Raw genomic sequence first — 26,463 nt, 5'->3', positions numbered from 1 at the left:
AAATGTTTGTAGAGCATAATACATTGTCAAATGAAGCTAGAGTATGGGTATATCCAGCAAGTAGAAAGTTTTACCCTCAAGAAATCGAAGAATTGAAAACTAAGCTAGAAGATTTTGTCTCATCTTGGAAAAATTCGAAAGAAGAATTCAAAGCATCTTTCGATATAAAATACGATCGTTTTATTATTTTTTATGCTGAGGATAATATTTCTCTAACAAATGCTGATATAGATGAACAAGTGTCTTTCGTATTAACTCTTCAGAATGAGTATGAACTTGATTTACTTGACAAGATGAACGTTTCTTTTAAACAGGGAGAGTTCGTTCAATACAAAGAAATAAAAGCATTTAAAAAGATGCTAAAAGAAAAATCAGTTTCGTCCAAAACTATTGTTTTTGATAATTTAGTACAGTCGAAATATGACCTGGAATACCATTGGGAGGTTCCCATAACAGAAAGTTGGTATAACCGATTTTTATAAGGGCTATAATAAATAAAAATGCCGCTTGAAATTTAGTTTATTATAGTTTTCAATTTTAAAATTCTTTGTAGTCTTTAAAGTCTTCCATTGCTTAAAAAGTTTTTTTTAAATTTTTAGGTGCTAAGTTTGTTTTTTTTCGGTAAGAATGAAAATTTACTTTTTGTTAAACGAGAGTGACTTTTTCGTTTATATTTGTGGTTGAATATTGTAAAAAATTGATACTATGAAGAATAAGATACTATTTCTTACCTTGTTTTTATGTGGTTATTTGTTAAAAGCACAAAATTTAGAAGCAACGGTCAATGTTGTTGATCAAAATTGTAACCTCGGAGAGATTAGTGTAAATGCTTCTGGAGGTCAAGGGAATTATGTCTATGCTATAGTCTTACCTGATGAAGTTCCATTAGCAAGTTCATTTTCATTAACAAATGTGTTCAATGTGTCTTCTGGCGGATATGATGTTTATGTTAGGGATAACAATGGAAATGTTGGCTATACTGAGCTTAAAAAAAGAGTAACAGTTAATATGGTGCCAACGTTAAGTTTTTGGACTACAGTAAATCAACCAATTTGTAGTGGAGAAACAGGAGGTTTTACAATTGAAGCCTCAGGAGGTTCTGGAAACTATGAATATAATGTACAAGATTATAGTACAGGAACTACAGTTCAGTCTTTTTCAAATAATAACTTTTTGTCTAATTTAAATGCAGGTTCTTATAACGTTTCCGTTAGAGATTCTGATGGATGTATGGTTACAGAAGTGGTAGCAATAAGTGCTCCATCTTTGGTGAGTTTTAATTTAACTAAAGATGATAACTCATGTGATACCACTACTGGAGGAAGTATTACAGTAGTTCCTTCAGGAGGAACAGGAAGTTATAATTATACATTAATAAATCCGGTTTCAGGATTAGATATTATTACAGAGACAGGAACAGGTTTATTTACATTCACAAATTTAGATGCTGGGGCTTATGAAGTAGCAGTGTCTGACAGTAATGGCTGCATGGCAACAGGACAATCAATAGTTTTATTGCCAGAGTTAGATTTTGTAGTAACTGAAACGAAAAGTTTAGATTGTAGTTTAAATCCAAATGCAGAAATAAATATAGGTGTTATCTCAGGCTCAGAAGCCTATGAATACAGAGTGTTAAATAGTTTGGGAGGTGTTGTTGTCGCTCAAAGGGTTATTACAGGAAATAATGCAACTTTTGAGCTGTCTATGGCTGATACTTATACTGTTGAAGTATTTGATACAGGAGCTACGCCTAACTGTTTAAAGGCTGTTGATGTTGAAGTGTTTCCGGTAATTGAACCAAGCTTTAGTTTAGAGGTAAGTGAAAATAATATATGTAATGGAAGCGAAACCGGAGAGATTCGAATAATAGAAAATAATAACAGTATTAACCCGCTTACTTATGCTATATCGGTAGTGAGTGGAGGTCCATATGTAGGCTATTTAAATACAAATACTTTAACATATTCAAATGTTCCAGCTGGAGTTTATACAATAGCTGCGACTGGAACTAATGGATGTACAAATACCCGTAATGTGACAGTCGGTGAAAATACAGCAATAGATATTTCAGGGGCGGTTACAATAACAGAGTTTGGGTGTGTTAATGGAAATAACACTGATAATGCAGTAATAACAATTGATTCCGCTTCAATCGTTGGAGGAACAGGGACTTATGTAAGTTATGAGTTTGAGTATACTCCTTTAAGTGGCTTAAGAGAGTCGCAAGTTAGTTCAAATCCGGTATTCAGTACCTCGAACGAGTCAGGAGGAACTGTTTCAATAACTGTTTACGACAATAATAACTGTTCGGCAACGGTTAATGTGTCAATTACTCCGTTTAATGCAATGACGGCACCATTTGTTGTTATAGATAAAAATATTGATTGTGCAGCTGGAGAAGATATTTCTATTAACTTCTCATCAGTTTCTCCGTTACCAAATGTTGAATATAGTGTTACAGGAATAAACGGAACAGTATTCCCTAAAGTAACTCAAACAACTCTTTTATCAAATCCAGAACAATTTACAGGTTTAGGAGCGGGGAGTTACGAGATAGAGGTTTTTAATCCGTTAAATGGATGTAGACTAACTACAACGCATGAAGTAGTTGAGCCAGTATTTAGTTTAGATATAGATAAAACTTCAGATGTAAGTTGTGTAGGGTCTTCAACCGGAGCATTTAGTTTTAACTTCAGTACATTAAGTCCCTATACCAACACTTACCATTATGAAGTTTTTGATTCAACGACAAGTGTAAGTACAGGAATAACTGGAACAGGAGTAACGGGAGTAACTAATGTGTCGAGTTTATTTGCAGGAAGTTATTATGTACTTGTAACACAAACGGGAACTCCATTTTGTACGATTACCTCTCCAATAATAACAATAAATGAACCAACTCAAGTATTAGATTTAACTACGGAGGTAGTACCAATAAGTTGTAATGGATTAAACGACGGAAGTATTTCGATCAATGGAGTGCATGGTTGGGGAAGCTATGAATATGAGTTAGAAGGCTTATCAGGAGGGTTATTAATAAGCTACAGTAGTGATAATGTATTTGCTAATCTAGCAGCGGATACGTACACTATAAGGGTTAGAGACACTGAAGGGTGTGTTGTTACGGACCAAATTACAATAGAGGAGCCTTTAGCTTTAAGTAGTGCTGCTTCTCTTACTCAGAATTACAGTTGCTCAGCAAAAGGAGAGATCACTTTTGTGCCAGCAATAGGAGGTGTCCCTCCATATGAATATGGAGTTAACGAAGTATATTCGCAAGATTTAATAAAAGGAAATTTAACAGAAGGGATTTACAGTTTAACAGTTCGCGATGCTAATGGTTGTGTTACACATGTAAGTACAATAACTATTGATTCATTAGCAGAAATACCAGAATTGAGTAACGAAGTGTCGTATAATTGTGATGGTACCGGTAATGTTACTGTTCATCCAGTGAATCCTAATTTTACATATCAACTGAATGGAGGCACATTACAAACCTCAAACACATTTAGCGTTATACCTGTAGGTGATCATGTAATAACGGTTCATACAACCCCTGAATGTTCCAAGGATATTGCATTTAGTGTTTTAGAAAATAGAAGGTTCTCTGCTGAAATTGTTAATAGTTCAGATGTAAAATGTATGATAGGAAGTGATGGAGAAATTACTTTAAATGTTGAGAATTATAATACTACATTCCAGTACTCAATAGATTCTGGTAGTACTTGGGTTACGGCGGCTGAAACCCCTTTGACGATAAGTGGTTTGTCGGTTGGTAATTATAATGTGCAGGTTAGGTCTAGCGATATTTCTTTAGCTTCTTGTGTTGTTGATTTAGGAGATGTGATCATTAACCAACCTCCACTTTTAGAAGTTTTTCCTACTTGGTCAATGCAAGCAACTTGTGAGTTAGGAGCGATGGTTGAAGTTATTGCTACTGGAGGAGTACCAACATATCTTTACAGTATGGATGGAACAACATGGCAAATTTCATCGACATTTGTTGATGTTGCCCCAGGAAGTCATGACTTTTATGTAAAAGACAGTAATGATTGTATAGGAATTGGTACAATACAGATTGATAGTCCACAACAAATAGAATACAATGTAATTCCTACTGCCTGTTTTGATGGGAGTAATGGAGAGTTGTCAGTAACCGTAATAGATGGAAATGGCGATTATGAGTTTTATTTAAATGGAAGTACTCTAGGAAGCCCTTCACAAGGAAATCCAAATACATATACTTTTAGAGATTTAGCACCAGGTACATATGCAATACACGTGAAAGACGGTTTCGGTTGCTCTTCCGTAACAACTAGTTACACGATTTTTCCTAAGCTTGAGTTTGTGACAGAAATAACAAATTCGACAGGAGTTAATGATGGGCAAATAGTTATAAACGCGTCAGGAGGAACACCTCCGTACTCATATAGTATAGATGGTGGGGGAACCTATATTAATTCTAATGTTTTTAGTGGTTTAGCTGAAGAAAGTTATGCCGTTGTAGTTAAAGATTCTAATCATTGTACAAATATGCGAACTGCTACTGTTGCAAGTCAAAATATAGATACTGATGGTGATGGAGTATTAGATGTACAGGATTTAGATGATGATAATGATGGGATTTTAGATGATCAAGAGCATAGAGGTGAATTGCATAAAGATACCGATGCTGATGGCGTTCCAGATCATTTGGATTTAGATAGTGATGGAGATGGCGTTTTTGATATAGAAGAGAGTGGACAAGATGTTGCTTTAGTTGATGTTGATAAAAATGGTAGGCTTGATAGTACTGTAGATAACGATAATGATGGTGTTATGGAATCGGCTGATGCAAATGATAATAATGCTGAATCAGGAGGAAATACTGTATCGTTTGATACAGATGGAGATGGAATTTCTGATTTCCAAGATTTGGATAGTGATAATGATGGGATTTCCGATTTCATAGAAGGAGGCGGAACCCCTGGTCTAGATATAAATAGCGATGGAGTTATAGATGATCAAACTGATACTGATGGTGATGGATTGGCAGATTCTGTAGATCCGGACAATGGAGGTTCCTTGTTGAATACGCCGGACACAGATGGAGATGGAATTCCAAATTATTTGGATTTAGATAGTGATGGAGATGGTCTTAATGATGTAGATGAAGCTGGAGGTGTAGATGCTAATGGAGACGGGCAAATCGATACGGATTATTTAATAAATAGTACTTGGGACGTTTTAAATCCTAATAACCCTAATTTACCTGGTGATTTAGATACAAATAATGATGGTGTTATTGATGATCAAGCCGATAGTGATGGTGATGGAATTGCGGATTCAGTAGATGGGTTATGGGGATTTGGAGATCAGAATACAAATGCACCTGACACTTTGGATGATGTGGCTCAGGTGAATCAAAATGAAGCAATTGTGATTAATATCTTGGAAAATGATAGCAATATACCTGTTCTGGGAACATTAGTTCTAACAACTCCTTCTAATGGTATTGTTTCGATAAATAATAATGGAACTGTTGAGGATTTAAGAGATGATGCAATATACTATACACCAAATACAGGGTTTGTTGGAGAAGATACTTTTCAATATGAAATATGCGATACAAATAGTTCCATTTGTAGTAATGCTATGGTTACAATTACTGTAATTTCTGTGAATGCAACGTATGCCAATAACGATATGTTTGAAGGTTATTCAAATAGTATTATATCTGGAAACGTATTACTGAATGACGAAGATCCTGAGGGAGATGTTCAAACTGTGAAAGTAACACCAGTTACAGATGTAAGTAATGGAACCTTACTTTTAAATACTGATGGGGTATTTGAATACACCCCGAATGCTGATTTTATAGGGCAAGATAGTTTTACGTATGAGCTGTGTGATAGTGGAGTACCTGAAGCCTGTGATATGGCTACAGTAACTATTACAGTAAATGCTGTTAATATTACCCATGCTAATAATGATGAATTTTCTGGTTATTCAAATAGTATCATTTCTGGGAATGTGTCATTGAATGACGAAGATCCTGAGGGAGATGCTCAAACCGTTAATATAACACCAGTTGTAGATGTAAGTAATGGAACGTTGCTTTTAAATGCTGATGGGGCATTTGAATACACCCCGAATACCGATTTTATAGGGCAAGATACTTTTACATATGAACTGTGTGATAGCGGAACCCCTGAAGCCTGCGATACAGCTACTGTAACTATTATCATTCATGAGGTTAGTGATCCTTTATCCGCATCTATTGAAGTAGAATCAATCCAATGTTCGGGAGGTTGTGGTGAAATAAGAGTTACTGCAAGTGGAGGTTTAGATTCATATAGTTATGAGTTAGAAAATACTTTAGGTACTGTGTTAGGTAATAATACTACGGGAATCTTTGCAATATGTAACTCAGGTAGTTATTTGGTAACGGTTTCTGATGGCGTTTCTACCTATAAAACTCAAGTTGTAGATATTGAAGAACCTTTACCTGTAATTATTAATTCAGTTGTTTTAACGTCTTCTGGAAATGAGCCTAGTGGTACAATAGAAGTAAATGCAACTGGTGGTTCTGGAGGGTATGAGTTTAAATTAGATAATGGTACTTACTCAACTTCAAGTAGATTTGTAGATTTACCGGAAGGAACTTATATTATTGTTGCGCGCGACTCTAATAATTGTACTTCTATAGAGTTCTCGGTTACCTTAAATTCTGTAGATATAGATAATTCAATTATTAGGAGTTCGAACGTATTAGAGGTTGGTTATAAAGATGCTATAGAGTATCAGTGGATTAATTTTGATACTGGTGATAGAATTTCAGGAGCTACAAGTAGTACTTACGAGCCAACTGAAGACGGTCAATATCACGTGGAAATGATTGTTGCAAGTGAAAGAACTATTGTCACAAAATATGATGCTACCAAAGTTTATACTACAGAGAAAGTGTATTCACCAATTATCGATTTCAAATTAGAAACACTAGGTGTCGATGATTTAGAAAAAGAAGTTTTTAAAGTCTATCCGAATCCAGTGGAAGAGTATTTAAAAATACCTTCAAAACTGTATAATAAGGAGTATAAAATTTACTCTCTGTTAGGTAAAGAGGTGGATAATGGAGTTTTGAAAAATAAAGAGTTAGTTATGAGCCAACTTTCATCAGGAGTCTACTTTTTAAAAGTAGAAAATTATAAAGTAGCGAAATTTGTAAAAAAATAATAAATAACTAATAAATAGATCTTTTAAAGAGGCTAATTTTTAATTAGCCTCTTTTTATTCTTTATAAGGTAAATAAGCAAAGGTTAGCCTTATGGGTAAGCGTTTTTACTTTTAAAGCGTATTCCTGTAGAATGTTCCTTGGACTAGCTATAAAAAAAATATTATTATTAAAAGAAACTAAAACCGATTCCTAAGGAAACACTGTCAAGATTTCCATTTCGAAAACCTGCGATTTTTTTTCTATGGAAGTCTATTCTAACTATTCCGTTCCAACGATTATCACTTAAGCCAAGGATACCAATACCAACTTTGTAGTAGTTTCCATTAGAAAACCTTTTTGAGGGGCGAAACATTTGTCCATAGCTCCCTTCTATAAACCATGCATCACTGTCATTCACAACAAAGTTGTATCGCAAACTTCCATACATAGGAATAGAGTTAATAGCATAAGAAAAATGATGGTCATAACCAATATTTACACTCGAAGCCCATCTTTTATCAAATTGATAACCAATTCCAGTTCTTATTAAAACAGATTTAGGTTCTATAAATGTTTCGTCATCGTTGCCATCAAACCACTCATGATCTTGGTTTATCCCAAAAGTTGTACTTATTGATCCTGTAAAGAAAGGATGTCCTTTTTGTGTTTGGCTAAATGTATGAATAGCAAATAGTAAAGTAGCTGTTAGTAGGAGGTTTTTCATTTTATATTAAGTTTTCATCAGAATTAACAAAAACTGTTCCATTAATTGTAACGACCTGATTTTTTTGAAACTAATAATATAAAGGCTATACATGAGAAGGAGAAAGGAGATTTATATAACGCAACCAGTATTAAGAAATAATCGAAATTTATTTAGGAAAAAGCATCTTTTTGAAAGAAAGAGAGAAGATACATTAAAAAGCTCGGATGGGAAGTTGGTGTTTAAAAAAGCCTCTGAAGAAAAACTTCGAACGATCAGAGAAAAAATGAGTAAAGAGCGTTTTTTTTACAGGGTATTAGAGTGTGTTTTGGTGTTGATGGCTACTTTGGTGTTTGCTATTGCTGTATACTCGGTAGTTTCAAATGAAAAGGAAAGACAAAAGATACTAAAGGAAAAAGAGAAAAAGGCGTATGTGAAATTGAATATGCCTAAATACAATTTTTACATAAATGATGGAAATAAATGGTTAAGAAAAGGGCATTACAGGAACGCTCAATATCAGTTTAAAAAGGCTTTAGAGTTATTTCCAGAGGATCAACTTGCAAAAGAAAAACTTCGTATTGTTAATCTGAAAAGAAAGATTAAATAAGGGTTAATCTATTAATGAAGAAACAAATTCATCAATGGATTGAGCATTATTAACTGAAAAATCTCCAATTTTTGTTCGTCTTAAACTTGACAAATGGGCTCCAGAATTTAAAGCGATACCGAAATCATGGGCTAAAGACCTTATGTAGGTTCCTTTGCTACAAACAACTCTAAATTCAACCTTTGGAAATTCTATGTTCGTTATTTCAAATTCTTTGATTTCAATTTCTCTTGATTTTATCTCAGTTGTTTTTCCTGCTCTAGCCAGTTCATATAAACGTTTACCATCTTTTTTAATAGCAGAAAAAATTGGTGGTTTTTGCTGAATCTTTCCTATGAACTTTGAAGTTGTTTCCTGAATTAATTCAGGAGTTATATGTTCAACAGAGAAGGTCTCGTTTATCTCCGTTTCTAGGTCATAACTTGGTGTTGTAGATCCAATAGTGAATGTACCTGTATATTCCTTTATTTGACCTTGGTAGGTTTCAATACTCTTAGTTTGTTTACCCGTGCAAATAATAAGTAAACCAGTAGCTAGAGGATCTAATGTTCCAGCGTGACCTACTTTTATTTTTTTGATATTAAAGTGTTTTCTAATATGCCAACGAAGTTTGTTAACCACTTGAAAAGAAGTCCACTCCAACGGTTTGTCAATTAATAAAACCTTTCCGTCCTTAAAATCTTCTACTGTCATCTAAAAAAATAATGAATATACTATAGCAATAACTCCTACAACTGCGCAATAAATAGAAAAATAAGAAAGCTTACTTCTCTTTACCAAAGCTATCATCCATTGACAAGCTACGAGTCCAGAAACAAAAGCAGCAATGAAACCAGCTGATAAAGGAAGTATTTCCGAGCTTTGAAAGTTAATATCTCCTCCAAGAATATCTTTAGCAACTTTACCCAAAATTAGTGGTACAACCATTAAGAAAGAAAATCGTGCAGCTTTCGTTCGATCCACTCCTAATAAAACCGAAGTTGAAATAGTAGCACCTGAACGAGAAATACCAGGAAGCATTGCAATCGCTTGAGAAATTCCTATAACTACAGAATTACTAAATGAAACTTTTTTGTTGGTATTTTTAGCTCTATCGGCTAACAAAAGTAGTAAAGCAGTTACTAGAAGCATACAACCTACTAAAAGAATTTTTCCACCAAAAAAACTTTCAAGCTCTTCTTCAAAAGCCAAACCTATAATTACTGCGGGAATCATTGATAAAACTATCTTAGCTGAAAATTTTGTTTGATCATTCCACTTAAATTGAAACAATCCTGATAAAATTTCAAAGACCTCTTTCCTAAAAATTACTAAAGTACTTAAGGCTGTTGCAGCGTGAAGTACCACTGTAAAAGTTAAACTTTCTTCAGGAACAGAAGTATCTCCAAAAATAGCCTTTGCTATTTCCAAATGTCCACTTGATGATACAGGCAAAAACTCTGTTAGTCCTTGAATAATACCAAGGATAATTGCTTCTATTAAATCCATCTTATTTTTTTGGGTTGGCTAAAATAGCATAAATTTCTATACCAAAACCAATAAGTACTAATGTTGGAGCCAAACGAATTCTTCTCCAGCTATAAAGTTCAGGGTTAAATACATTTGGATCATCACTTCCTCCACCTGCCATCAATATGAAGCCAAGAGCAATTACAGCTAAACCAATGAGCATTATAATATAATTTCTCTTTCCGAAAAGAAAGTTGCTTTCCGTTTCTTTATTATTCTCCATGTTTAATAATATAAATCGTTCGTTTGTAAGTTTAAAAAGCGCTGAGTTGCGAAGAAGGTGCTAATCCAAGTAATAACAAATGCACTTAGTAATACTCCTCCTGCTATATAAGTTAAAGATAAGTAATCCTTTAATAAAGCTAAAGTTGGTACATATTTATCAATATAATAAATGATGATAAATAAGCCAATAAGTGAGATAAACGCTCCTAAAATACCTAGTTTAATACTTTGCCAAATAAAAGGTTTTCTAATAAAGCGTTTGGTGGCACCTACCATTTGCATGGTTTTTATATTAAAACGTTTCGAGTAGATAGCAAGCCTGATTGAACTATTGATTAAAATAATTGCTACTAATCCAAAGAATCCACTTAAAACTAGTAACCAAAAACTCATTCTCTTGATGTTTTTAGTTAATAGGTTTACCAAAGGTTTGTCGTAATTAACTTCGGCAATCAAATTGTTTTTTTGATAAGCCTTTTCTATTTCACTCATTTTTTCAGGAGTAACAAAATCGGCATTCAAATAAACATCGATTCCGTTTTTGAGAGGGTTATCTCCAAGAAACTGTAAAAAATCTTCACCTAAATCTTTCTTATAAGCTTTTGCAGCTTCGTTCTTTGTAATGTAAATAATATGCTTAGTGTATTCCTCCTTTTTTATTGAAGCTTGTAAACCTTCCAATTGTTTTTTAGAAACATCATCTTTTAAAAACAAAGTCATGACAACTTTTTCTTTAAAGTGATTGGCAACATTTGTAGATTTTAACAATACCAACCCAAGCATACCAATCATAAAAAGTACCAAAGCGATACTTACAACAACAGATACATATGAAGATTGCAATCGACGTTTTTGAAAAGAATCAAAAGATGTACTCATTTTAGATGGCTATTTTAACTCCGCAAGATATAAAATCAATAATCAAATATCAATCATTAATCGGACAATTATTCCTTAATTAACAACCTTTCAGTAAAGCGAAAATTACTTCATTAAATTAAATGAATAATTTATTAATTTATTGTTCGCTTATTTAGAATCAGAAGGAATTTCCTGACAAAGTTCAATTAAAACACCGTTAGTTGTTTTAGGATGTAAAAATGCAACTAACTTGTTGTCTGCCCCTTTTTTAGGTGTTTCGTTTAAAACTGTAAAACCCTCTTCTTTTAAACGAGTTATTTCAGCTTCGATATTGTCAACGGCGAAAGCAATATGATGAATACCTTCACCCTTTCTATCTATAAATTTAGCTATTGGACTGTCTGCTTTAGTAGCTTCCAATAATTCAATTTTGTTAGGACCCGATTTAAAAAATGAAGTTTTAACTCCTTCACTGGCTACTTCTTCAATTTTATAATGAGGCGCTCCAAAAAGAGAGGCAAAAAGTTGGTTCGACTTTTCTAAATCCTTTACCGCAATTCCAATGTGTTCTATTTTGTTCAAATTCATGAGATAAAAATAGGAATTTTGGAACTATCGATTTGTTATAAATTTTCTAAATCTATTTCATTGGCCATAATTATAATGACATCTGATTTGTTTACCAAAGAAAGAATTTGACCGGTAATGCCTTTAAGTTGTTCATGTTGATGACAAAAATTCCAAAGATCATGTATAAAAACAGTGAAATCTTCATTGGCATCGTATTTGAATTCATTTGTTTGGTAGAGCAAACCTAAAAGTTGATTGATAAGTTTTTTAGCATTTTCGAGTTTTTCATTGAATGCCGTGAAAACTTCCCATAAATCCTGTTGTGCTTGGGTTAGTAAAGTAGCAGTTAAAAACAAATGTTCCTTTTTTTTGCTTCCTCCGGCTGATGGTATGAATGCACTCAGTTCCGACCTTTTTACTGAAAATTTTGAAGATTCCGGTAGATTTAAGTTTTTTAAAACGTCTTCTGTAGTGGTCAGCCAATTTGAAAAGTTCCGAATACTTTGGGTACTTTTCTTCTGTATTTGATCAGCAATTGGAGAAATCTCATTCAATTGCAAGCTAATGTCAGAGGTTATTTTTGTGATCGACTTTCTCATGATTATTCAGGAAGTAATTTTGATTCTATTTCTCCATTATCATTTTCTGAAGTATACCATTCCATACCTTCTTCATTCAAGGTCATTTTTATTTGAATAATATTTTCAGGTTTAATTTCATTGAGTTTGTGTGCTTCAACGATAACTTTAGTGTTTTGTTTTACAACTTGTTTTGAAGAAATAAGTGGTTTTAGATTTGAGTTAAGTTGTTTTACAAGAAACTTGTAATCTAATTTCTTTGGATAAATAGATAGAAAACGTTCAGCAACCCTCATTGAAAATTGATCCAGAAACTCTTCGTTGTTTTGATTTGCCTTTAAATTCTTTTCTAGGATATCGGTTTCTTCGGCAATTAATGAACGAAGAAGAGTAGATGTTTTACGATCAAATGTGTTTACTTTGGAACTGTTTTTTAAAATAGTGTAAGTTTGAGAGTTGAATTCAATATTGTTAATTGGCTCGTAATCTTTTTCATAATCGCTAGAAAGTTCACCAATGGCAACTGGAATCGTAAGCTCAACATTTTGAGCTTTAAACCTAGGGATTGTAAAATGCTTCAGTAAATTATGTTTAGCAAATTTCTCTGCAATTTCCAGTGATTTTAAATCGGACATTAATCGTGCCTCTGCTATTGAGGTGGCAATACCACCAAGATATTCGTTTAAATTAACCATGATAAAAAGTTTAAAAAGAGACTGAGTGAGATAATACTCTTCAGTCTCTTTATGTTATACTTAAGCTACTGTAGCAATACTATCTTCAAGCATATCTAAAATTCTACTCAATCCCTCTGGTAACTCGTCATTTACCGCCCTAACTTTTACACCTAAGTTGTAAGTCTTATCTACTTTTACTCCTTGAGAAGTGTTTCGCTTGTATGAAGCCGAAGCTTTAAAGTTTACAATCTTATAGTTGATTCCTAACTCTGCACTCGCAGCAAATTCTGTGGAAATATCTCTAGTTTCTGTTGAACTTAAACGAGCATTAAAATCGATATTTACTTCATCTATTCGAATAGATGGAATGGTAAGTGTTGTTAAGAAAGGAACCTTAATTTCAACTTCATTTTCAATAAACTTTTGATTACTTGGTCCAACGGCTGTGTTCGGATCGTAATCGGGGTTAGGAACAGATTTCTTGTATTGGAAATCTACATAACGAAGAGGGTCAACGGTTGCATCGTTTCCATCACTTTCGAAACCTACTTCTTTAATAAAGTTAACAGTTGCCATGGAAGCGGCAGTTTGTGCTTGAATAGCGGCCTGTAATGGTCCACCTACATATACATTAAAATCTAAGCTATTTAATTCTGGAACTAAATTTGGCATTTTTATTATTTGTTTTTGTTTGTACCTACTCTCTTTAGGCTTTTCGGTTTTCGCCTTTTCTATTTCGAAATACTGAATGCAAAGTTTGTGGATTCTAGGAGATGCTTTTCCAGTAGAAAAACGCTTTTTAAAACTGGAATCTCTGCTGTTTTTTACGGTTGTTTTCCTTGAATAGAATAGGGAAAAGCGAAGGATGGGTAAAGAGGAATAACCTTAATGAGCCTACTTAACGTAAGTTTGATAGGGATTATTAAAGTCAAAAATTATCAACTCGAGAGGGAGAAAAAATTCTCAAATGGATTTGATTACAACGACGAGAAATATTTTTGAAGGGTAAATTATTTTAACTGATGAAAGGCTATTAAAAATACCCGTTCTAAGCAGGTAAGCCAAAAATAACACCGCAAGAGCCGTTAAAATTAAAATCTGTTTGAGCGATAGCGAGTTATTTTAATTTAGGTTCGAGGATGATTAGTTTTGAGTGCAGGCTGGTTAAAACTAGATTTTTTGTTTAGCTCATTAATTATTATTGGTTTTTATGGAATTCGTGAACCTCTTAGTCGGTTTCTTTTTCATCAATGGAAAAAGAAAAATAACTTAGAAAAATGAGTAACACAAATTCTTAAGATTTCTTCTAAATTTGAAATGACGTCAGTGGTTGTGAAAAAAGTAAGAGTTTTGTGTTGAGAATAGCTTTTTAATTGCGGAAATCAATTGTTTTCGATATATTTTTCTTCGAAAAACACTCAAACTGACATTAATTTTCTAATATCGAAGTAACGTTATTTAAGATCTGTTTTCTTATACTCAAGGATGAAATAAATAATGTAATGTTAGTTGTTTTATTTAAAAAGTGTTAAATTGCTCCAAAATGCTGGCTATGAATTTTCTACAAAAAAATAACGCTGTTTTAATAAGTCTTATATCCTAACTATATTGAATTTATAGTTGTTTTGTGCTATGCAATAGCCAGTGAAATCTTAACCAATTAAAAATTTTAATTATGAAAAACAAATTGATGTTAGTCTTTATGGCTATTGCCTTAACTATGGTGTCTTGTTCTCAAGATAGAATTGAAGAGCCTTCTCAAAATGAAACGGCTGAGGTTTCACGTCCGTATAATGCTTTAAACTATTTGGAGTTAGTTCCAATGTTGGAACATTATGACAAAACTAGAAAACCTGTTTTGGAAGAAGCACTGGGTTACGAGGATACTCGTATGAACTATTATAGTATTGAAACTATTGAAAACTATTTGAAATATGTGAAAACACTTTCAAGAGAAAAAGGAATTAAGTTTACGGGGATCAATTTTGTTTCTGCGGCATATCCTGAAAATACGGGGCATGGAGTTCCGAATTATCAGAACTTGTTATTGATGCCAACAACCGAAATTAATGGTAAAAACATATCTTTTGATCCCGTTCAGTCAACATCAGAAAAGATTGTAACTGTAAAGGAGATGTTAGCAAGTTATGGCTATAATTGGGTGTATGATTCAAAAGAGGACTATGATAGTAGGAATAAACCGAATGAGTTAGTGCAGCGAAACTTTCAGAATAGGTCTAAAAGTAGTGATGTTGAAAGTGGAGCAGGGAATAGGGGGCAAATATCTCCGCCATATTAAATTGAGAATAAGAAAAGGTCGGTTTTAAGCTGACCTTTTTTTATATAAACAACCGTTGAAGTCTTTAAATTCCTTTAGTGTAAACGCTGGAGGCTTTAGGGTGGTTTTCCTGAATATTCTTTTGAAAGCGTTGATTTACTTAGAGGTGTGAAAAAAAATGTTGGTTTTAGAAAATATAGGAATGTATATTTGACTCAAACAAACCAAATAGTATCATGAGGGAACAAAATTTTATTACGAGATTATTAAGAGCAATTAGAAACTTTTTTAGAGGTGATTGCGATTGCGAAGAATGTATTGAGAAGGGACCAGAACAAGGAGTTTTTTGTTATAAAGATGAAGGAAGAACCAAAGAAATGCTTACTTATCCTCAAGTTATCGAAATGTTGAAACGATATGACGATACAAGAATAGAGCCTTTTGAACAAGCTTATGGGTATGAAGATTCGCGTATCACAACGTTCGATTTTTACCAGTTCAAAAAATATTTAGGGCATGTAGAAACCTTGAGTAGAAAAGCCAAAATTAAAATGACAGGCATTTCTTTTATTTCAGGAGCAACAAATCTGGAAGATAATGGTAAGGAATATAGTAGTTTGATTTATATGCCTTCAACGAAGATAAATGGAAGAGATGTTCTATACGATCCAACTCGTAGTGCAAACGAGGGGAAATTGGTAACTTTTAAAGAAATGTTGGAAAGATATGGTTACCAATGGATATATGATAATGCTGAAGATTATGAACAAGGAAAAAGAAAAGATAATAATTATGACTTAAAATCGAATCAAGTAAAATCTGCTAGATTTAGTATGATTTCGAATGACGGTTTTGGTCAAGATGATGAAAGTGGTGCGGGTAATTATGGACAGCTGACACCACCATATAATTAAAAATGTAATATGAAGTATTTATCCCTTCTAGGAATCGTATCGCAAATTATAGTCGCTTTAATTTCTGTTGCTTATTTTAAACGGTATAGTACTTTATTTGCTAGGATTCTATGCCTATTGTTGATTGTGAATTTAATAGCTGAGGTTATTGGGGCTTATTGTAAAACCCACCAAATAGATGCTTTTCTTTCGTATTATTTCTATACGGGTATAGCTTTCACTTTAATAGGGGTAATGTATCTTAAAATTATTAAAAGCAAAACATCAAAAAGGAATATAAAGATTTTAATGTCTTTGTTTTTTCTTTTGTTACTTGCAGTTTTCTTCAGACAAGATTTGTTTACTATTTTAATAATTTTTGGAGGGGTCAATACAAGTATATTTATTTTTGTTTACTTAAAAGAATTACTTCAATCAAATGAAATAATAAATTACAAAAAGTTACTTTCTTTTTGGGTGTCGGTAGGTTTATTAGTTTTTTATTTACCGTCAATTCCTTTTTTTACTATGCATAAATACATGGAAAATAGGGGGTTGTTTTTTATTCTAAATATATTAATTATCTTGATGAATGGGTTTATATCTTTCGGATTAATATGGAGCAAGGAGGAGAAATATTAATAGTTACTACGGTTATTATAGTTGTCGTTGTTGCTTTTCTAGTGATATTATTCACCGTTTTTCAACGTAGAAAGAATAAGCTTTTATTGGAACGTGAAGAAATAAAAAAACAATTTGAGCGAGAAATAGCCGAAACACAAATAGAAATTAGAGAAGAAACATTAAGAAGTATAAGTTGGGAGTTGCACGATAATATTGGGCAACTCCTAACCTTAGCTAAAATTCAATTGCAGCAGGCAACCCCTGAAAGCTTGCAAGAAATTACCGAAACCATAGGAAAGAGTCTAACGGAAATAAGGGCGTTATCTAAATTAATAAATCCAGAATTTATTAATAATATAAAGTTTATCAAAGCATTGCAACTAGAAATAGAACGTTTTAATAGATTAAATTATATCAATGCCAGTTTAAATGTTTTTGGAGAAGAACAGGAAATCAATCAAAAACATGGTATTATTATTTTTAGAGTGCTCCAAGAGTTCTTTTCAAATACAATTAAACATTCAAAAGCAACAGACTTAAAAGTGGAGTTGCATTTTAAAAAAGATAAACTAGAAATTAAAGCCTGCGATAACGGAGTAGGTTTTGAGGTAGATAAGGTAGCTCTCAAAGGTATTGGCTTGCAAAATATTAAGGCAAGAGTTAAATTAATAAATGCAAAGGCAACCTTAAAATCTGAACCTCAAAAGGGTACAACTTTAACAATTAATTATTATTTTTAAGAAATTTCCCTATTGTTATGCCTGTTGTTGGTTGAAAATACTAGAAGAGAAAATGAATAACTTCTTCCTTAAATAAAGAAAAAAGGATTGTTTTATTGTGGTCATTTCAAATTACAAAAGGTATTGTTAGAAGAAATTAACCTAAACTTAGTTTTATGAAATATTCAGTAGTTGTTGTCGACGATCATACATTATTGTCGCAAGCAATCGAAAGTATGGTAAATACTTTTGATAAATTTAAGGTGTTATACACCTGTAAAAATGGAAAAGAATTGTCAGATAAATTTACTGGGTCTCCAATGAATATCCCTGATATTGTATTGGTTGATGTTAACATGCCAGTAATGAACGGTATAGAAACTACACAATGGGTTGTTGAGAACTATCCTCAGGTACATGTTATGGCACTGTCAGTAGAAGATGCTGATAATACCATTTTAAAAATGCTTAAAGCAGGTGCCGTAGGCTACTTACTTAAAGATACTCAAAAGGAAGTACTAGAAAAAGCATTGCTAGAGTTAATGGAAAATGGTTTTTATCATACCAAAGAGGTTACAAGTTTATTGATTGATTCGGTATCTGGGAAAAAGAATAGGAGCAATGTTGAGTTTAAAGAGAACGAATTAAAGTTTATGAGATTGGCATGTTCCGAATTAACCTATAAGGAAATTGCCGAGAAAATGTTTTTAAGCCCAAAAACTATCGATGGGTATAGAGATAGTTTATTTACAAAGCTCGATGTTAGAAATAGAGTAGGGTTAGTAATGTATGCCATTAAGAATAAGATATATACTCCTTAGAATTCGTTTGGGTAGCGATTTTGAGTAGTAGTCTAATTCTTAATTTTATTAACTTTTAGGTAAAGTTGTAGGTTTTGTATTCACTGCAGGTAATTTAAATCATTAGAGAAAAATCTCTATCAAATTTTTAAATTCTTCTGAAGAGGGTATCGTACTCCTTTTCTCATAATCAAATTATAAGATTAAAAAATTACAAAAACTCAAACGTCTGAAAATATTCCGTAAATTTGCGGCATGGAAGAAACAAACAGACAGCGTAAAATTGCGGGTGTACTGCAACAGGATTTAGTAGATGTTTTACAACGTGCTGCTCAAGATGGAATGCGAGGGGTAATAATCTCTGTATCGAAAGTTTCGGTTACAGCGGATTTAGGTGTAGCGAAGGTGTATTTAAGTGTATTTCCTTCGGAAAAAAGAGATGAAATTATTGAAGGAGTCAAGTCGAACACGGCTTCAATACGTCATGAATTAGCTCAGAGAACAAGAAATCAATTGAGAAGAATGCCTGAGTTACTCTTCTATGGTGATGATAGTTTGGATTATATTGAAGAAATTGATAAATCTTTAGGAGGAGAAGACGTTGATCCAATTAAAAACCCAGATATCTTACCAAGACGCCAAAAGCGTTAATGCTTAATAAGTAGTGGGTTATCCTCAAATTAGTCAAAGGCTAAATAAACCTGTTAAAAAGAATAGCATTGGCTTGGATAATTAAATTATTATCTATGGTTCTGTGATTAAAAAAAGAATTACATTTGAGGTGTAATCTTTTTAAAAAGTCTATTGAATTTTCCTCTATACATAGCTAAGAGATATTTATTTTCAAGGAATAGTACAAATGCTATCAACATTATAACATTTATAGCAACGTTTAGTGTTATTGTTGGTACGGCGGCTCTTTTTATTGTATTATCAGGATTTTCAGGATTAAGAACTTTTAGCGATTCCCTTTTGGAGGCTTCTGATCCAGATGTAAAAATCCTTCCTTCAAAAGGAAAAACCTTTAAAATCTCAGATAACTTTATCAATTCGCTAGTTGATAATACTAAACTAGAGGCGTTTTCATGTGTTATAGAAGAACGAGTTTCCTTAAGCTATAACGATAAAAATTACATTGCATTTATTAAAGGAGTTGATAAGCACTATAACAATGTTGTGCAAATCGATTCGGCTTTAACTGTTGGTGTTTGGCTTGACAAAAAGTATACAAATACAGCAATTATTGGAGCGGGAATTTCCTATAAATTATCTGTAGGGGCTTTTAATTTTGGAGATCCGTTGCGTATTATGGTACCGAAGCCAGGAACTAAGTTTATTACAAACCCCAATAAAGCATTTAGCTCTATTGATGTTCAGGTGGTTGGTGTGTATACAGGTTCAGAAGAATTTCAAAATAAGTTTGTTTTTACACATATTGAAGAAGCACAAAGATTGTTGAATTATGATAGTAGAGATATTTCCGCTATCGAAATTAAGGTGAGAGATTCTTATGATGTAGAGGATGTGAAAGAAGAATTAATTACCAAACTTGGTGATGAATTTGAGGTTAAGACTAAAAAAGAATTGAATGCATTGTATTATAAAGTGGTAAATACAGAAAACTTTATATCCTACCTCATTTTTACTTTGATTATTGTAATTGCTCTTTTTAATGTTATCGGTTCAATTATCATGATGATTATTGATAAAAGAAAGAATCTTAAAACCTTACTTAGCTTAGGTACAAGTGTAAAGGATATCAAAAGAATATTTGTTTATCAAGGGTTTTTGCTGGTTTTGGTTGGAATGTCGATAGGATTATTCATAGGGGTTGCATCAGTGTTTATACAATTGAAATTCGGTTTTTTTATGATTACCGATAGTCTTCCTTATCCTGTAGAATTAAAATGGATTAATTTTTTCGTAGTACTCCTTACGATAATAGTTCTTGGTTTTATAGCATCTAAAATAGCAAGCTCTCGAATTAGTAGAGGTTTTATAGAAAAGTAAATAGATAGAAGTATTTTTCGCGTTATTTTGACTGAAAGAAAAAAAATGGGTTTCTTCTTTAGTAAGTATGGTTTGTCAAAAGACTAATGTCTCAATATCTTATAATCCTTGCCAGGCAATTCGATCATCTGATCCGAGAATGATCTTTTCTAAAATTGATTCTAATTTCATAGAAACATCCCAAAAATCAGCTTTGATCAATTTAGATATTTCAGTTGTTATCCGCTCCTCTAATTCATCTATCCGTTTTCCTTTCCAGATTTTATCAGATAAACATACGAGAAGATCTTCTATATTCAAGTCTGGACTTTTCCAGTCTCCATGAGTTATAGTAAACCTTGATTCCTTTTTGTTATAACCAAGATCTGTTAGTATTCTGAACCCTTCAGATTCATGTTTATTACCTTTTTTGTAGAGTTCATCGGTAACGATTACTTTTCCGATGTCATGAGTGGAAGCTCCGAATAATATTTCTTTTTCGTTTAATACTAAGTTGGGTAGCACCTTTTTTAATTCTTCAATTATAAAAAACGCTGTTGAATTAACAATAGTCAAATGTTTGATAAGCCTTTGCGGCGTATCGAATTGTGCAAGTAATTTTTTTACTTCTTCAGATAATTCTACTATTTTCAAACAATTGATTTTATCTTAATGGGAATTAAATTTCTGGAGTCGATAATAGTATCGTTAAACTAATCTACTGATTACCCAAACTTCTCTTTTACCAACTCAAACGTATCAAAAACATCTTGAGGATCATCGGAAGTAACCATTTTTAAGCGGTACTCTTTAAAATGAGGAATTCCTTTAAAGTAATTAGTATAATGTCTTCTGGTTTCAACAACGCCTAAATGTTCACCTTTCCAATCGATAGACATTTCAAGATGCCTTCTTGCCATTTCAGCACGTTCAACAATGGTCGGCTTTGCTAAATGCTCACCAGTTTTAAAATAATGTTTGACTTCATTAAAAAACCAAGGATATCCAATAGAAGCACGACCAATCATGCAACCATCAAGTCCGTAAACATCGCGCATTTCTTTAGCTCTTTCAGGAGAGTCAACATCACCATTTCCAAAAACAGGAATGTGCATTCTTGGATTGTTTTTAACTTCAGCAATAGGTTTCCAGTCGGCATTACCTTTATACATCTGAGCACGTGTTCTACCATGAATAGAAATAGCTTTACAGCCAACATCTTGTAAACGTTCTGCTACTTCAACAATACGAATAGAATCGTGATCCCAACCTAAACGAGTTTTAACTGTTACAGGAAGTTTGGTATGTTTAACCATGGCTTCGGTTAATTTTACCATTAAATCAATATCCTTTAAAATACCAGCTCCGGCTCCTTTAGAAACTACTTTTTTCACAGGGCATCCAAAGTTAATATCAATAATATCTGGGTTGGTTTTTTCAACAATCTCAACAGATCGTAACATAGAATCCAAGTTCGCACCGAATATTTGAATACCAACAGGTCTTTCTTTCTCATAAATGTCCAGCTTCATAACACTTTTTGCAGCATCACGAATTAAACCTTCTGAAGAAATAAATTCAGTATATACAACATCGGCACCATTTTCCTTACACAAAGCTCTAAAAGGAGGGTCACTAACATCTTCCATTGGAGCTAGTAATAAAGGAAAATCCGGTAATTCTATAGTATCTATTTTAACCAAACCAAAAAATTTTGGCAAATTTAACTTTTATTTTTTAGGTAGAAAAGTATCTCGTCCTATCAATAGAAGTTCAAAGATTTAGAATACTCGTACAATATTAAATCCAAAAGCGATGTCACCTTCAGCCTTACTAATAAACCCAGGTTCGTTGGTAGATTGAGCATTGGAAAAAAGTAGTTGAAATACATGCCCTCCAGTTTCAATATCTACTCCGAAAGTATATGGGTTGGCAAATCTAGAATTTTCATGACGGTTAAAATTATGAACATATTCGGCGTTTAGACTTACTCGCTTACTAATTTTATAACGTCCACCAAAACCAAGTGCAAACTGATTATGATTTGCTTCAACGGTGTTTCTTAAGTCTTGTAAGTTTTCTCTAATAAAAGTTGGAGCTATTTGGAAAGAAAATTCTTTAGAGAATCTTTTAGAGGCTAATAGTTGTAAAGAGTAACTATAGCGATCAGCATCTTTTAATTCTGGAAACACCTGTGTGTTTATCAAAGTATTTCTGTAAATACCTGCATATCCAGTTAAGTTTATTGGGAATTTTTGAGATTGTTGTGTTATTCTCACTTTCGATGTAGCAGCAAAAGTACGATCGAAAGACTCTCTAGAAATACTGAATTGTACTCCATTCCATAAGCTATAAAGTAATTCAATTTTTGTATTGGCATTATCCAAACCTAGAAAGGTGTCAAAACCTTCGCTAAGTGGTCCAAAACGATGTGAAACAATTAAATAAAAATCACCTTTATTAGCTACTTTAGTCGATTGAAGGTTGCCAATCTTGAGGGTTTTAAAAGCAGGTAAAATAAAAGTAGATGTCGTGTTATCGTCATTTTCTAACTCCTCTAGTAAATCGTCTTGAGAGTATAAAGATGTTGTGATAAGAATAATTAATAGAGAGATTAATTTTTTATAATACATTGATTGATTTTTAGTTCGTTTAGTAATTCGTCATAACCAACAACAATTCCTTTAATGGTTATTTCATCGTTTAATTTGGGTAAAGATTTTACTTCGTGAGTTTCTTTAAGTTGACAAAAAACAAATCCATCCATAATAAAGTTGTTTTCTACAAGTTCAGTTATCTTACCCGAAAGCGCTATGGGTTTATTATTCCATTTCAAAGGGTTTTTATCTAGTAAATTGATAAAATTTTTGGATGTACCTGAATATAGTACTTCCATTGCTTCAATTTGCTTTGGAGCTTGAAATACATATTGAAAGACACCCCAAAAAGAGATAACCAGAATAATGGAAATGAGTAAAACGCCTTTATTTTTTTTCAGAAAGTTCATAGTCAAGAGTTATGGTTACTTGTTCTGCGATTTTTTTTCTAACAATGCTAGGTATTTTAATATCGAAATCTTTAGGAGATACTATTAAAGTTCCACTCAGAACAACTTTATTGTTTAAAGCTTTTTTTATTTTAATTTTTGTTTGCACCGATTTAGAGATTTCTCTAATAGTCAAAATTCCCTTTAAAATATAAGTGTCTTTTAAAGCCCCTATATCAAACTGTTCTATGGTACCTTTAAAGTTGGCCTTTGGGAATTCATCAGATTCCATATAATTTTCATTAAAATGCTCTTGCATAAGAGCTACTTTAAACGAAAAGGCACTGATGTATAATTGCGCTGCTATTTTACCTTCACTATTTACCACAACAGATGTGCTTTTGTTTATGGCTTCAACTGGTTCAAATGCATCAATCGATGCTTTGAATTCTGTAACTCCTGTTCTTGTGAATAGCTTTTGCGAGAAACATAAAGGAGTAATAAATAAAAATACCAGAGCAGTGATTCTAATTTTCAAGATATCCATCATTTTTCCATTGATTTATAATTGTAATAATTGTACTGTTTTGACCAGTCGGAGGCATTGGATTTGAACTGCTATTTATACGATTGATGAGATTTCCGTTTTCTGCTGCATTTCTTACTTGAGTATAATTTGTTAGAGGCAATCCAGCTTGAGGATTGTCGGAATCATGGCAAGCAGAAGTTGCACAACTGTTGTTTATTAATGTTTTTACATCTTTCTCGTAAGTGGTTTTTTCACTTGGCGGATCAACAGGAGTTGTGTCAGGATCACTGATTTCAGCAGAAGAGCAGCTCAATAGAAAAATGCTCATCAATAAAGCTATAGTTGACTGAATTAATTTTTTCATTTTAAATTAAAGAATTTTAAAAATTATTTGATACGTGGGTTTTCTTATCGTAGGTAATACGATTTTTAAACAAATTAACTTCAATTAGCTATTGCGTAGCTCTTTAAAGTTACTAAAAAGGAATTTAATCATGTTGAAAAGGAAAAATTAGCTTTGAAAAAATGTCACATTTGGTTAAAATGGAGCAAAATTGTTCTGTAAGCGAAAAAAACAGTAGTGAAAATTAAAGGCTTTGAATTGATATTTCAATGAATAATTTTAAATCAGATGGTTACTTTTTATTTGTTGAAGGAGTTAAATAGCGTATCTTTGTCGGTCACGAGATGTTAGAATTTGATACATGAAAAATATTAGAAACTTTTGCATTATTGCGCACATTGATCACGGGAAGAGTACTTTGGCTGATCGTTTGTTAGATTTTACTCAAACTGTTACAGAGAGAGAAAAACAAGATCAGTTATTAGATAGTATGGATTTGGAACGTGAGCGTGGTATTACAATTAAATCGCACGCCATTCAAATGGACTATGTTCATAATGGTGAGCCTTATATTTTAAACTTGATTGACACTCCAGGTCACGTTGATTTTTCTTATGAAGTGTCTCGTTCGATTGCTGCTTGTGAAGGGGCGTTATTAATTGTTGATGCAGCTCAGAGTATTCAAGCGCAAACTATTTCTAATTTATATCTAGCACTAGATAATGATTTGGAAATCATACCTGTTTTAAATAAGGTTGATTTACCAAGTGCAAATCCTGAGGAAGTAACTGATGATATTGTTGACTTGTTAGGGTGTGATGCAGAAGATGTGATTCCTGCGAGTGGAAAAACAGGTTTTGGTGTTGATAATATTTTAGAAGCAATTATTAATAGAATTCCTGCACCTAAAGGAAATCCGGATGCTCCATTAAAAGCATTGATTTTTGATAGTGTGTATAATTCATATAGAGGAATTGAAACTTACTTTAGAGTAATTGATGGTTCTATTAAAAAGAATCAGAAGATTAAGTTCATGGCTACAGGAAAAGAATATTTTGCTGATGAGGTTGGAACATTAAAGTTAAATCAAGTTCCTAAAAAGGAAATTCAAACAGGTGATGTTGGGTATTTAATTACTGGAATTAAAACTGCCAAAGAAGTAAAAGTAGGAGATACTATTACTGATTTTGCTAATCCAACTACAGATACTATTGAAGGTTTCGAGGATGTAAAACCAATGGTATTTGCAGGTATTTATCCTGTTGATACTGAAGATTACGAAGAATTGAGAGCTTCCATGGAGAAGCTTCAACTGAATGATGCTTCGTTAGTATTTCAACCTGAGAGTTCCGCTGCGTTAGGTTTTGGATTCCGATGTGGATTCCTAGGAATGTTACATATGGAAATTATCCAGGAGCGTTTGGAACGTGAGTTCAATATGACTGTAATTACTACAGTTCCTAACGTATCATATCATGCTTTTACAAATAAGGAACCTGATGAAATTATTATTGTAAATAATCCATCAGACTTACCTGATCCTTCAAAATTAAATAGAGTAGAGGAGCCATTTATTAAAGCTTCAATTATTACTAAGGCTGATTTCGTAGGTCAAGTAATGAGCTTGTGTATTGAGAAGCGAGGACAAATAATGAATCAGACCTATTTGACTACGGAAAGGGTTGAATTGATTTTTGAGATGCCATTAGCTGAGATCGTTTTTGATTTTTATGATCGATTAAAAACGGTATCTAAAGGTTATGCTTCGTTTGATTATCATCCAATAGGTTTAAAAGCTTCGAAGCTTGTTCGTGTTGATATGTTATTAAATGCACAGCCGGTTGATGCATTGTCATCTTTGTTACATGCCGATAATGCTTATACAATTGGTAAGAGAATTTGTGAGAAATTAAAAGAACTAATTCCTCGTCAACAGTTCGATATTCCTATTCAGGCCGCTATTGGGGCTAAAATTATTGCTCGTGAAACCGTAAAAGCTCTAAGAAAAGATGTAACAGCGAAGTGTTATGGAGGTGATATTTCACGTAAGAGAAAGCTTTTAGAGAAGCAGAAAAAAGGTAAAAAACGTATGCGTCAGGTAGGTAATGTTGAAATTCCACAGCAAGCGTTTATGGCCGTATTAAAATTGAATGATTAATTATTAAGTTCTTGACTTTGAATAAAACTCAAATAAGAATATTAGGAGCATTGTTAATTCTAATATCTGTTAGCTTTATGGTTTTTGATTTTGTTGGAGGTTTTCTAGGAGGTATGTTTCTTGGAGCAGCAACAGCAGGAGGTATTGTGCTAACGATTTATGGGAAGTTCAAGTTGAATAATTAAAAATATATTCTAGTGGCAAAAAAGGCTC

General features: G+C 32.8%; 26 protein-coding genes. 11 read left to right on the top strand and 15 right to left on the bottom strand.

Going from position 1 to position 26,463, the window contains the following annotated elements; genetic code table 11:
• Positions 1 to 2: 2 nt before the first annotated feature.
• Together ACKTTV_RS08105 and ACKTTV_RS08100 are read left to right on the top strand one after the other, a co-directional pair.
• Positions 3 to 482 carry an ABC transporter ATPase gene (locus ACKTTV_RS08105; protein ID WP_408030325.1) on the top strand — a complete coding sequence of 160 codons (480 nt, stop codon included), beginning with the start codon at positions 3 to 5 and terminating at the stop codon, positions 480 to 482.
• 223 nt (positions 483 to 705) lie between these two features.
• The gene (locus ACKTTV_RS08100) at positions 706 to 7,218 is read left to right on the top strand and encodes an Ig-like domain-containing protein (RefSeq protein WP_408030324.1); all 6,513 of its coding nucleotides are present in this window, start codon (positions 706 to 708) and stop codon (positions 7,216 to 7,218) included.
• Positions 7,219 to 7,385: 167 nt separating this feature from the next.
• Here ACKTTV_RS08100 and ACKTTV_RS08095 read toward each other — a convergent pair whose 3' ends face one another.
• Positions 7,386 to 7,922: a hypothetical protein gene (locus ACKTTV_RS08095; RefSeq protein WP_408030323.1), complete on the bottom strand. Its 537-nt coding sequence runs from the start codon at positions 7,920 to 7,922 to the stop codon at positions 7,386 to 7,388.
• Between the two features lie 91 nt (positions 7,923 to 8,013).
• Between ACKTTV_RS08095 and ACKTTV_RS08090 the strand changes: the two genes are divergently transcribed.
• Positions 8,014 to 8,511: a hypothetical protein gene (locus ACKTTV_RS08090; protein WP_408030322.1), complete on the top strand. Its 498-nt coding sequence runs from the start codon at positions 8,014 to 8,016 to the stop codon at positions 8,509 to 8,511.
• 3 nt (positions 8,512 to 8,514) lie between these two features.
• On the opposite strand, the gene truB is transcribed toward ACKTTV_RS08090, so the two are convergent.
• From truB to ACKTTV_RS08050, 8 genes are all read right to left on the bottom strand, one after another.
• Positions 8,515 to 9,204, bottom strand: coding sequence for a tRNA pseudouridine(55) synthase TruB (truB, locus tag ACKTTV_RS08085; RefSeq protein ID WP_408030321.1), 690 nt, complete (start codon positions 9,202 to 9,204; stop codon positions 8,515 to 8,517).
• Complete coding sequence (locus tag ACKTTV_RS08080; protein WP_408030320.1) at positions 9,205 to 9,999, bottom strand: undecaprenyl-diphosphate phosphatase; 795 nt, start codon at positions 9,997 to 9,999, stop codon at positions 9,205 to 9,207. It abuts the gene before it with no gap.
• 1 nt (position 10,000) lies between these two features.
• Positions 10,001 to 10,243: a DUF3098 domain-containing protein gene (locus ACKTTV_RS08075; RefSeq protein WP_408030319.1), complete on the bottom strand. Its 243-nt coding sequence runs from the start codon at positions 10,241 to 10,243 to the stop codon at positions 10,001 to 10,003.
• A gap of 2 nt (positions 10,244 to 10,245) precedes the next feature.
• Positions 10,246 to 11,124, bottom strand: coding sequence for a cell division protein FtsX (locus ACKTTV_RS08070; protein ID WP_408030318.1), 879 nt, complete (start codon positions 11,122 to 11,124; stop codon positions 10,246 to 10,248).
• 150 nt (positions 11,125 to 11,274) lie between these two features.
• On the bottom strand, positions 11,275 to 11,688 hold the full coding sequence (gene mce / locus ACKTTV_RS08065; RefSeq protein ID WP_408030394.1) for a methylmalonyl-CoA epimerase: 414 nt from the start codon (positions 11,686 to 11,688) through the stop codon (positions 11,275 to 11,277).
• 41 nt (positions 11,689 to 11,729) lie between these two features.
• Positions 11,730 to 12,275 carry a hypothetical protein gene (locus ACKTTV_RS08060; RefSeq protein WP_408030317.1) on the bottom strand — a complete coding sequence of 182 codons (546 nt, stop codon included), beginning with the start codon at positions 12,273 to 12,275 and terminating at the stop codon, positions 11,730 to 11,732.
• A 2-nt stretch (positions 12,276 to 12,277) separates the two neighbouring features.
• Positions 12,278 to 12,949, bottom strand: a complete 672-nt coding sequence (locus ACKTTV_RS08055) for a hypothetical protein (protein WP_408030316.1) — start codon at positions 12,947 to 12,949, stop codon at positions 12,278 to 12,280.
• 60 nt (positions 12,950 to 13,009) lie between these two features.
• Positions 13,010 to 13,603: a DUF2589 domain-containing protein gene (locus ACKTTV_RS08050; RefSeq protein ID WP_408030315.1), complete on the bottom strand. Its 594-nt coding sequence runs from the start codon at positions 13,601 to 13,603 to the stop codon at positions 13,010 to 13,012.
• Between the two features lie 1,003 nt (positions 13,604 to 14,606).
• On the opposite strand from ACKTTV_RS08050, the gene ACKTTV_RS08045 reads away from it, so the two are divergent.
• The 6 genes from ACKTTV_RS08045 to ACKTTV_RS08020 all read left to right on the top strand — a co-directional run bounded on the left by ACKTTV_RS08045 (position 14,607) and on the right by ACKTTV_RS08020 (position 20,255).
• Positions 14,607 to 15,230 carry a hypothetical protein gene (locus tag ACKTTV_RS08045; protein ID WP_408030314.1) on the top strand — a complete coding sequence of 208 codons (624 nt, stop codon included), beginning with the start codon at positions 14,607 to 14,609 and terminating at the stop codon, positions 15,228 to 15,230.
• A gap of 215 nt (positions 15,231 to 15,445) precedes the next feature.
• Positions 15,446 to 16,123, top strand: coding sequence for a hypothetical protein (locus ACKTTV_RS08040; RefSeq protein ID WP_408030313.1), 678 nt, complete (start codon positions 15,446 to 15,448; stop codon positions 16,121 to 16,123).
• A gap of 596 nt (positions 16,124 to 16,719) precedes the next feature.
• Positions 16,720 to 17,466 carry a sensor histidine kinase gene (locus ACKTTV_RS08035; RefSeq protein ID WP_408030312.1) on the top strand — a complete coding sequence of 249 codons (747 nt, stop codon included), beginning with the start codon at positions 16,720 to 16,722 and terminating at the stop codon, positions 17,464 to 17,466.
• Positions 17,467 to 17,621: 155 nt separating this feature from the next.
• A complete protein-coding gene (locus ACKTTV_RS08030) occupies positions 17,622 to 18,266 on the top strand; it encodes a response regulator transcription factor (RefSeq protein WP_408030311.1) in 645 nt (214 codons plus the stop codon).
• A 234-nt stretch (positions 18,267 to 18,500) separates the two neighbouring features.
• Positions 18,501 to 18,896 (top strand): 30S ribosome-binding factor RbfA, encoded by a 396-nt coding sequence (gene rbfA, locus ACKTTV_RS08025; protein ID WP_408030310.1) that lies wholly within the window; start codon positions 18,501 to 18,503, stop codon positions 18,894 to 18,896.
• Positions 18,897 to 19,049: 153 nt separating this feature from the next.
• Complete coding sequence (locus ACKTTV_RS08020; protein WP_408030309.1) at positions 19,050 to 20,255, top strand: ABC transporter permease; 1,206 nt, start codon at positions 19,050 to 19,052, stop codon at positions 20,253 to 20,255.
• 99 nt (positions 20,256 to 20,354) lie between these two features.
• Here the strand turns inward: ACKTTV_RS08020 and ACKTTV_RS08015 are convergent, their stop codons facing one another.
• From ACKTTV_RS08015 to ACKTTV_RS07990, 6 genes are all read right to left on the bottom strand, one after another.
• The gene (locus ACKTTV_RS08015; protein WP_408030308.1) at positions 20,355 to 20,888 is read right to left on the bottom strand and encodes an HD domain-containing protein; all 534 of its coding nucleotides are present in this window, start codon (positions 20,886 to 20,888) and stop codon (positions 20,355 to 20,357) included.
• A 71-nt stretch (positions 20,889 to 20,959) separates the two neighbouring features.
• Positions 20,960 to 21,937 (bottom strand): tRNA dihydrouridine synthase DusB, encoded by a 978-nt coding sequence (dusB, locus tag ACKTTV_RS08010; protein WP_408030393.1) that lies wholly within the window; start codon positions 21,935 to 21,937, stop codon positions 20,960 to 20,962.
• Positions 21,938 to 22,015: 78 nt separating this feature from the next.
• Positions 22,016 to 22,867, bottom strand: coding sequence for a DUF5777 family beta-barrel protein (locus tag ACKTTV_RS08005; RefSeq protein WP_408030307.1), 852 nt, complete (start codon positions 22,865 to 22,867; stop codon positions 22,016 to 22,018).
• Positions 22,849 to 23,241 carry a hypothetical protein gene (locus tag ACKTTV_RS08000; RefSeq protein WP_408030306.1) on the bottom strand — a complete coding sequence of 131 codons (393 nt, stop codon included), beginning with the start codon at positions 23,239 to 23,241 and terminating at the stop codon, positions 22,849 to 22,851. Before ACKTTV_RS08000 ends, ACKTTV_RS08005 begins: the two co-directional genes overlap by 19 nt.
• The gene (locus ACKTTV_RS07995) at positions 23,219 to 23,770 is read right to left on the bottom strand and encodes a YceI family protein (RefSeq protein ID WP_408030305.1); all 552 of its coding nucleotides are present in this window, start codon (positions 23,768 to 23,770) and stop codon (positions 23,219 to 23,221) included. The genes ACKTTV_RS08000 and ACKTTV_RS07995 overlap by 23 nt, the downstream gene beginning before the upstream one ends.
• Positions 23,748 to 24,113: a hypothetical protein gene (locus ACKTTV_RS07990; protein ID WP_408030304.1), complete on the bottom strand. Its 366-nt coding sequence runs from the start codon at positions 24,111 to 24,113 to the stop codon at positions 23,748 to 23,750. The genes ACKTTV_RS07995 and ACKTTV_RS07990 overlap by 23 nt, the downstream gene beginning before the upstream one ends.
• Before the next feature lie 340 nt (positions 24,114 to 24,453).
• Between ACKTTV_RS07990 and lepA the strand changes: the two genes are divergently transcribed.
• Together lepA and ACKTTV_RS07980 are read left to right on the top strand one after the other, a co-directional pair.
• Positions 24,454 to 26,250 carry a translation elongation factor 4 gene (gene lepA / locus ACKTTV_RS07985; protein WP_408030303.1) on the top strand — a complete coding sequence of 599 codons (1,797 nt, stop codon included), beginning with the start codon at positions 24,454 to 24,456 and terminating at the stop codon, positions 26,248 to 26,250.
• 17 nt (positions 26,251 to 26,267) lie between these two features.
• A complete protein-coding gene (locus ACKTTV_RS07980) occupies positions 26,268 to 26,435 on the top strand; it encodes a hypothetical protein (RefSeq protein WP_408030302.1) in 168 nt (55 codons plus the stop codon).
• Positions 26,436 to 26,463: the final 28 nt, after the last annotated feature.

It is taken from the genome of Tenacibaculum xiamenense (assembly GCF_964513065.1).
GTDB classification, from domain to species: domain Bacteria; phylum Bacteroidota; class Bacteroidia; order Flavobacteriales; family Flavobacteriaceae; genus Polaribacter; species Polaribacter xiamenense.
This window is presented reverse-complemented; position numbering and strand designations above follow the sequence as displayed.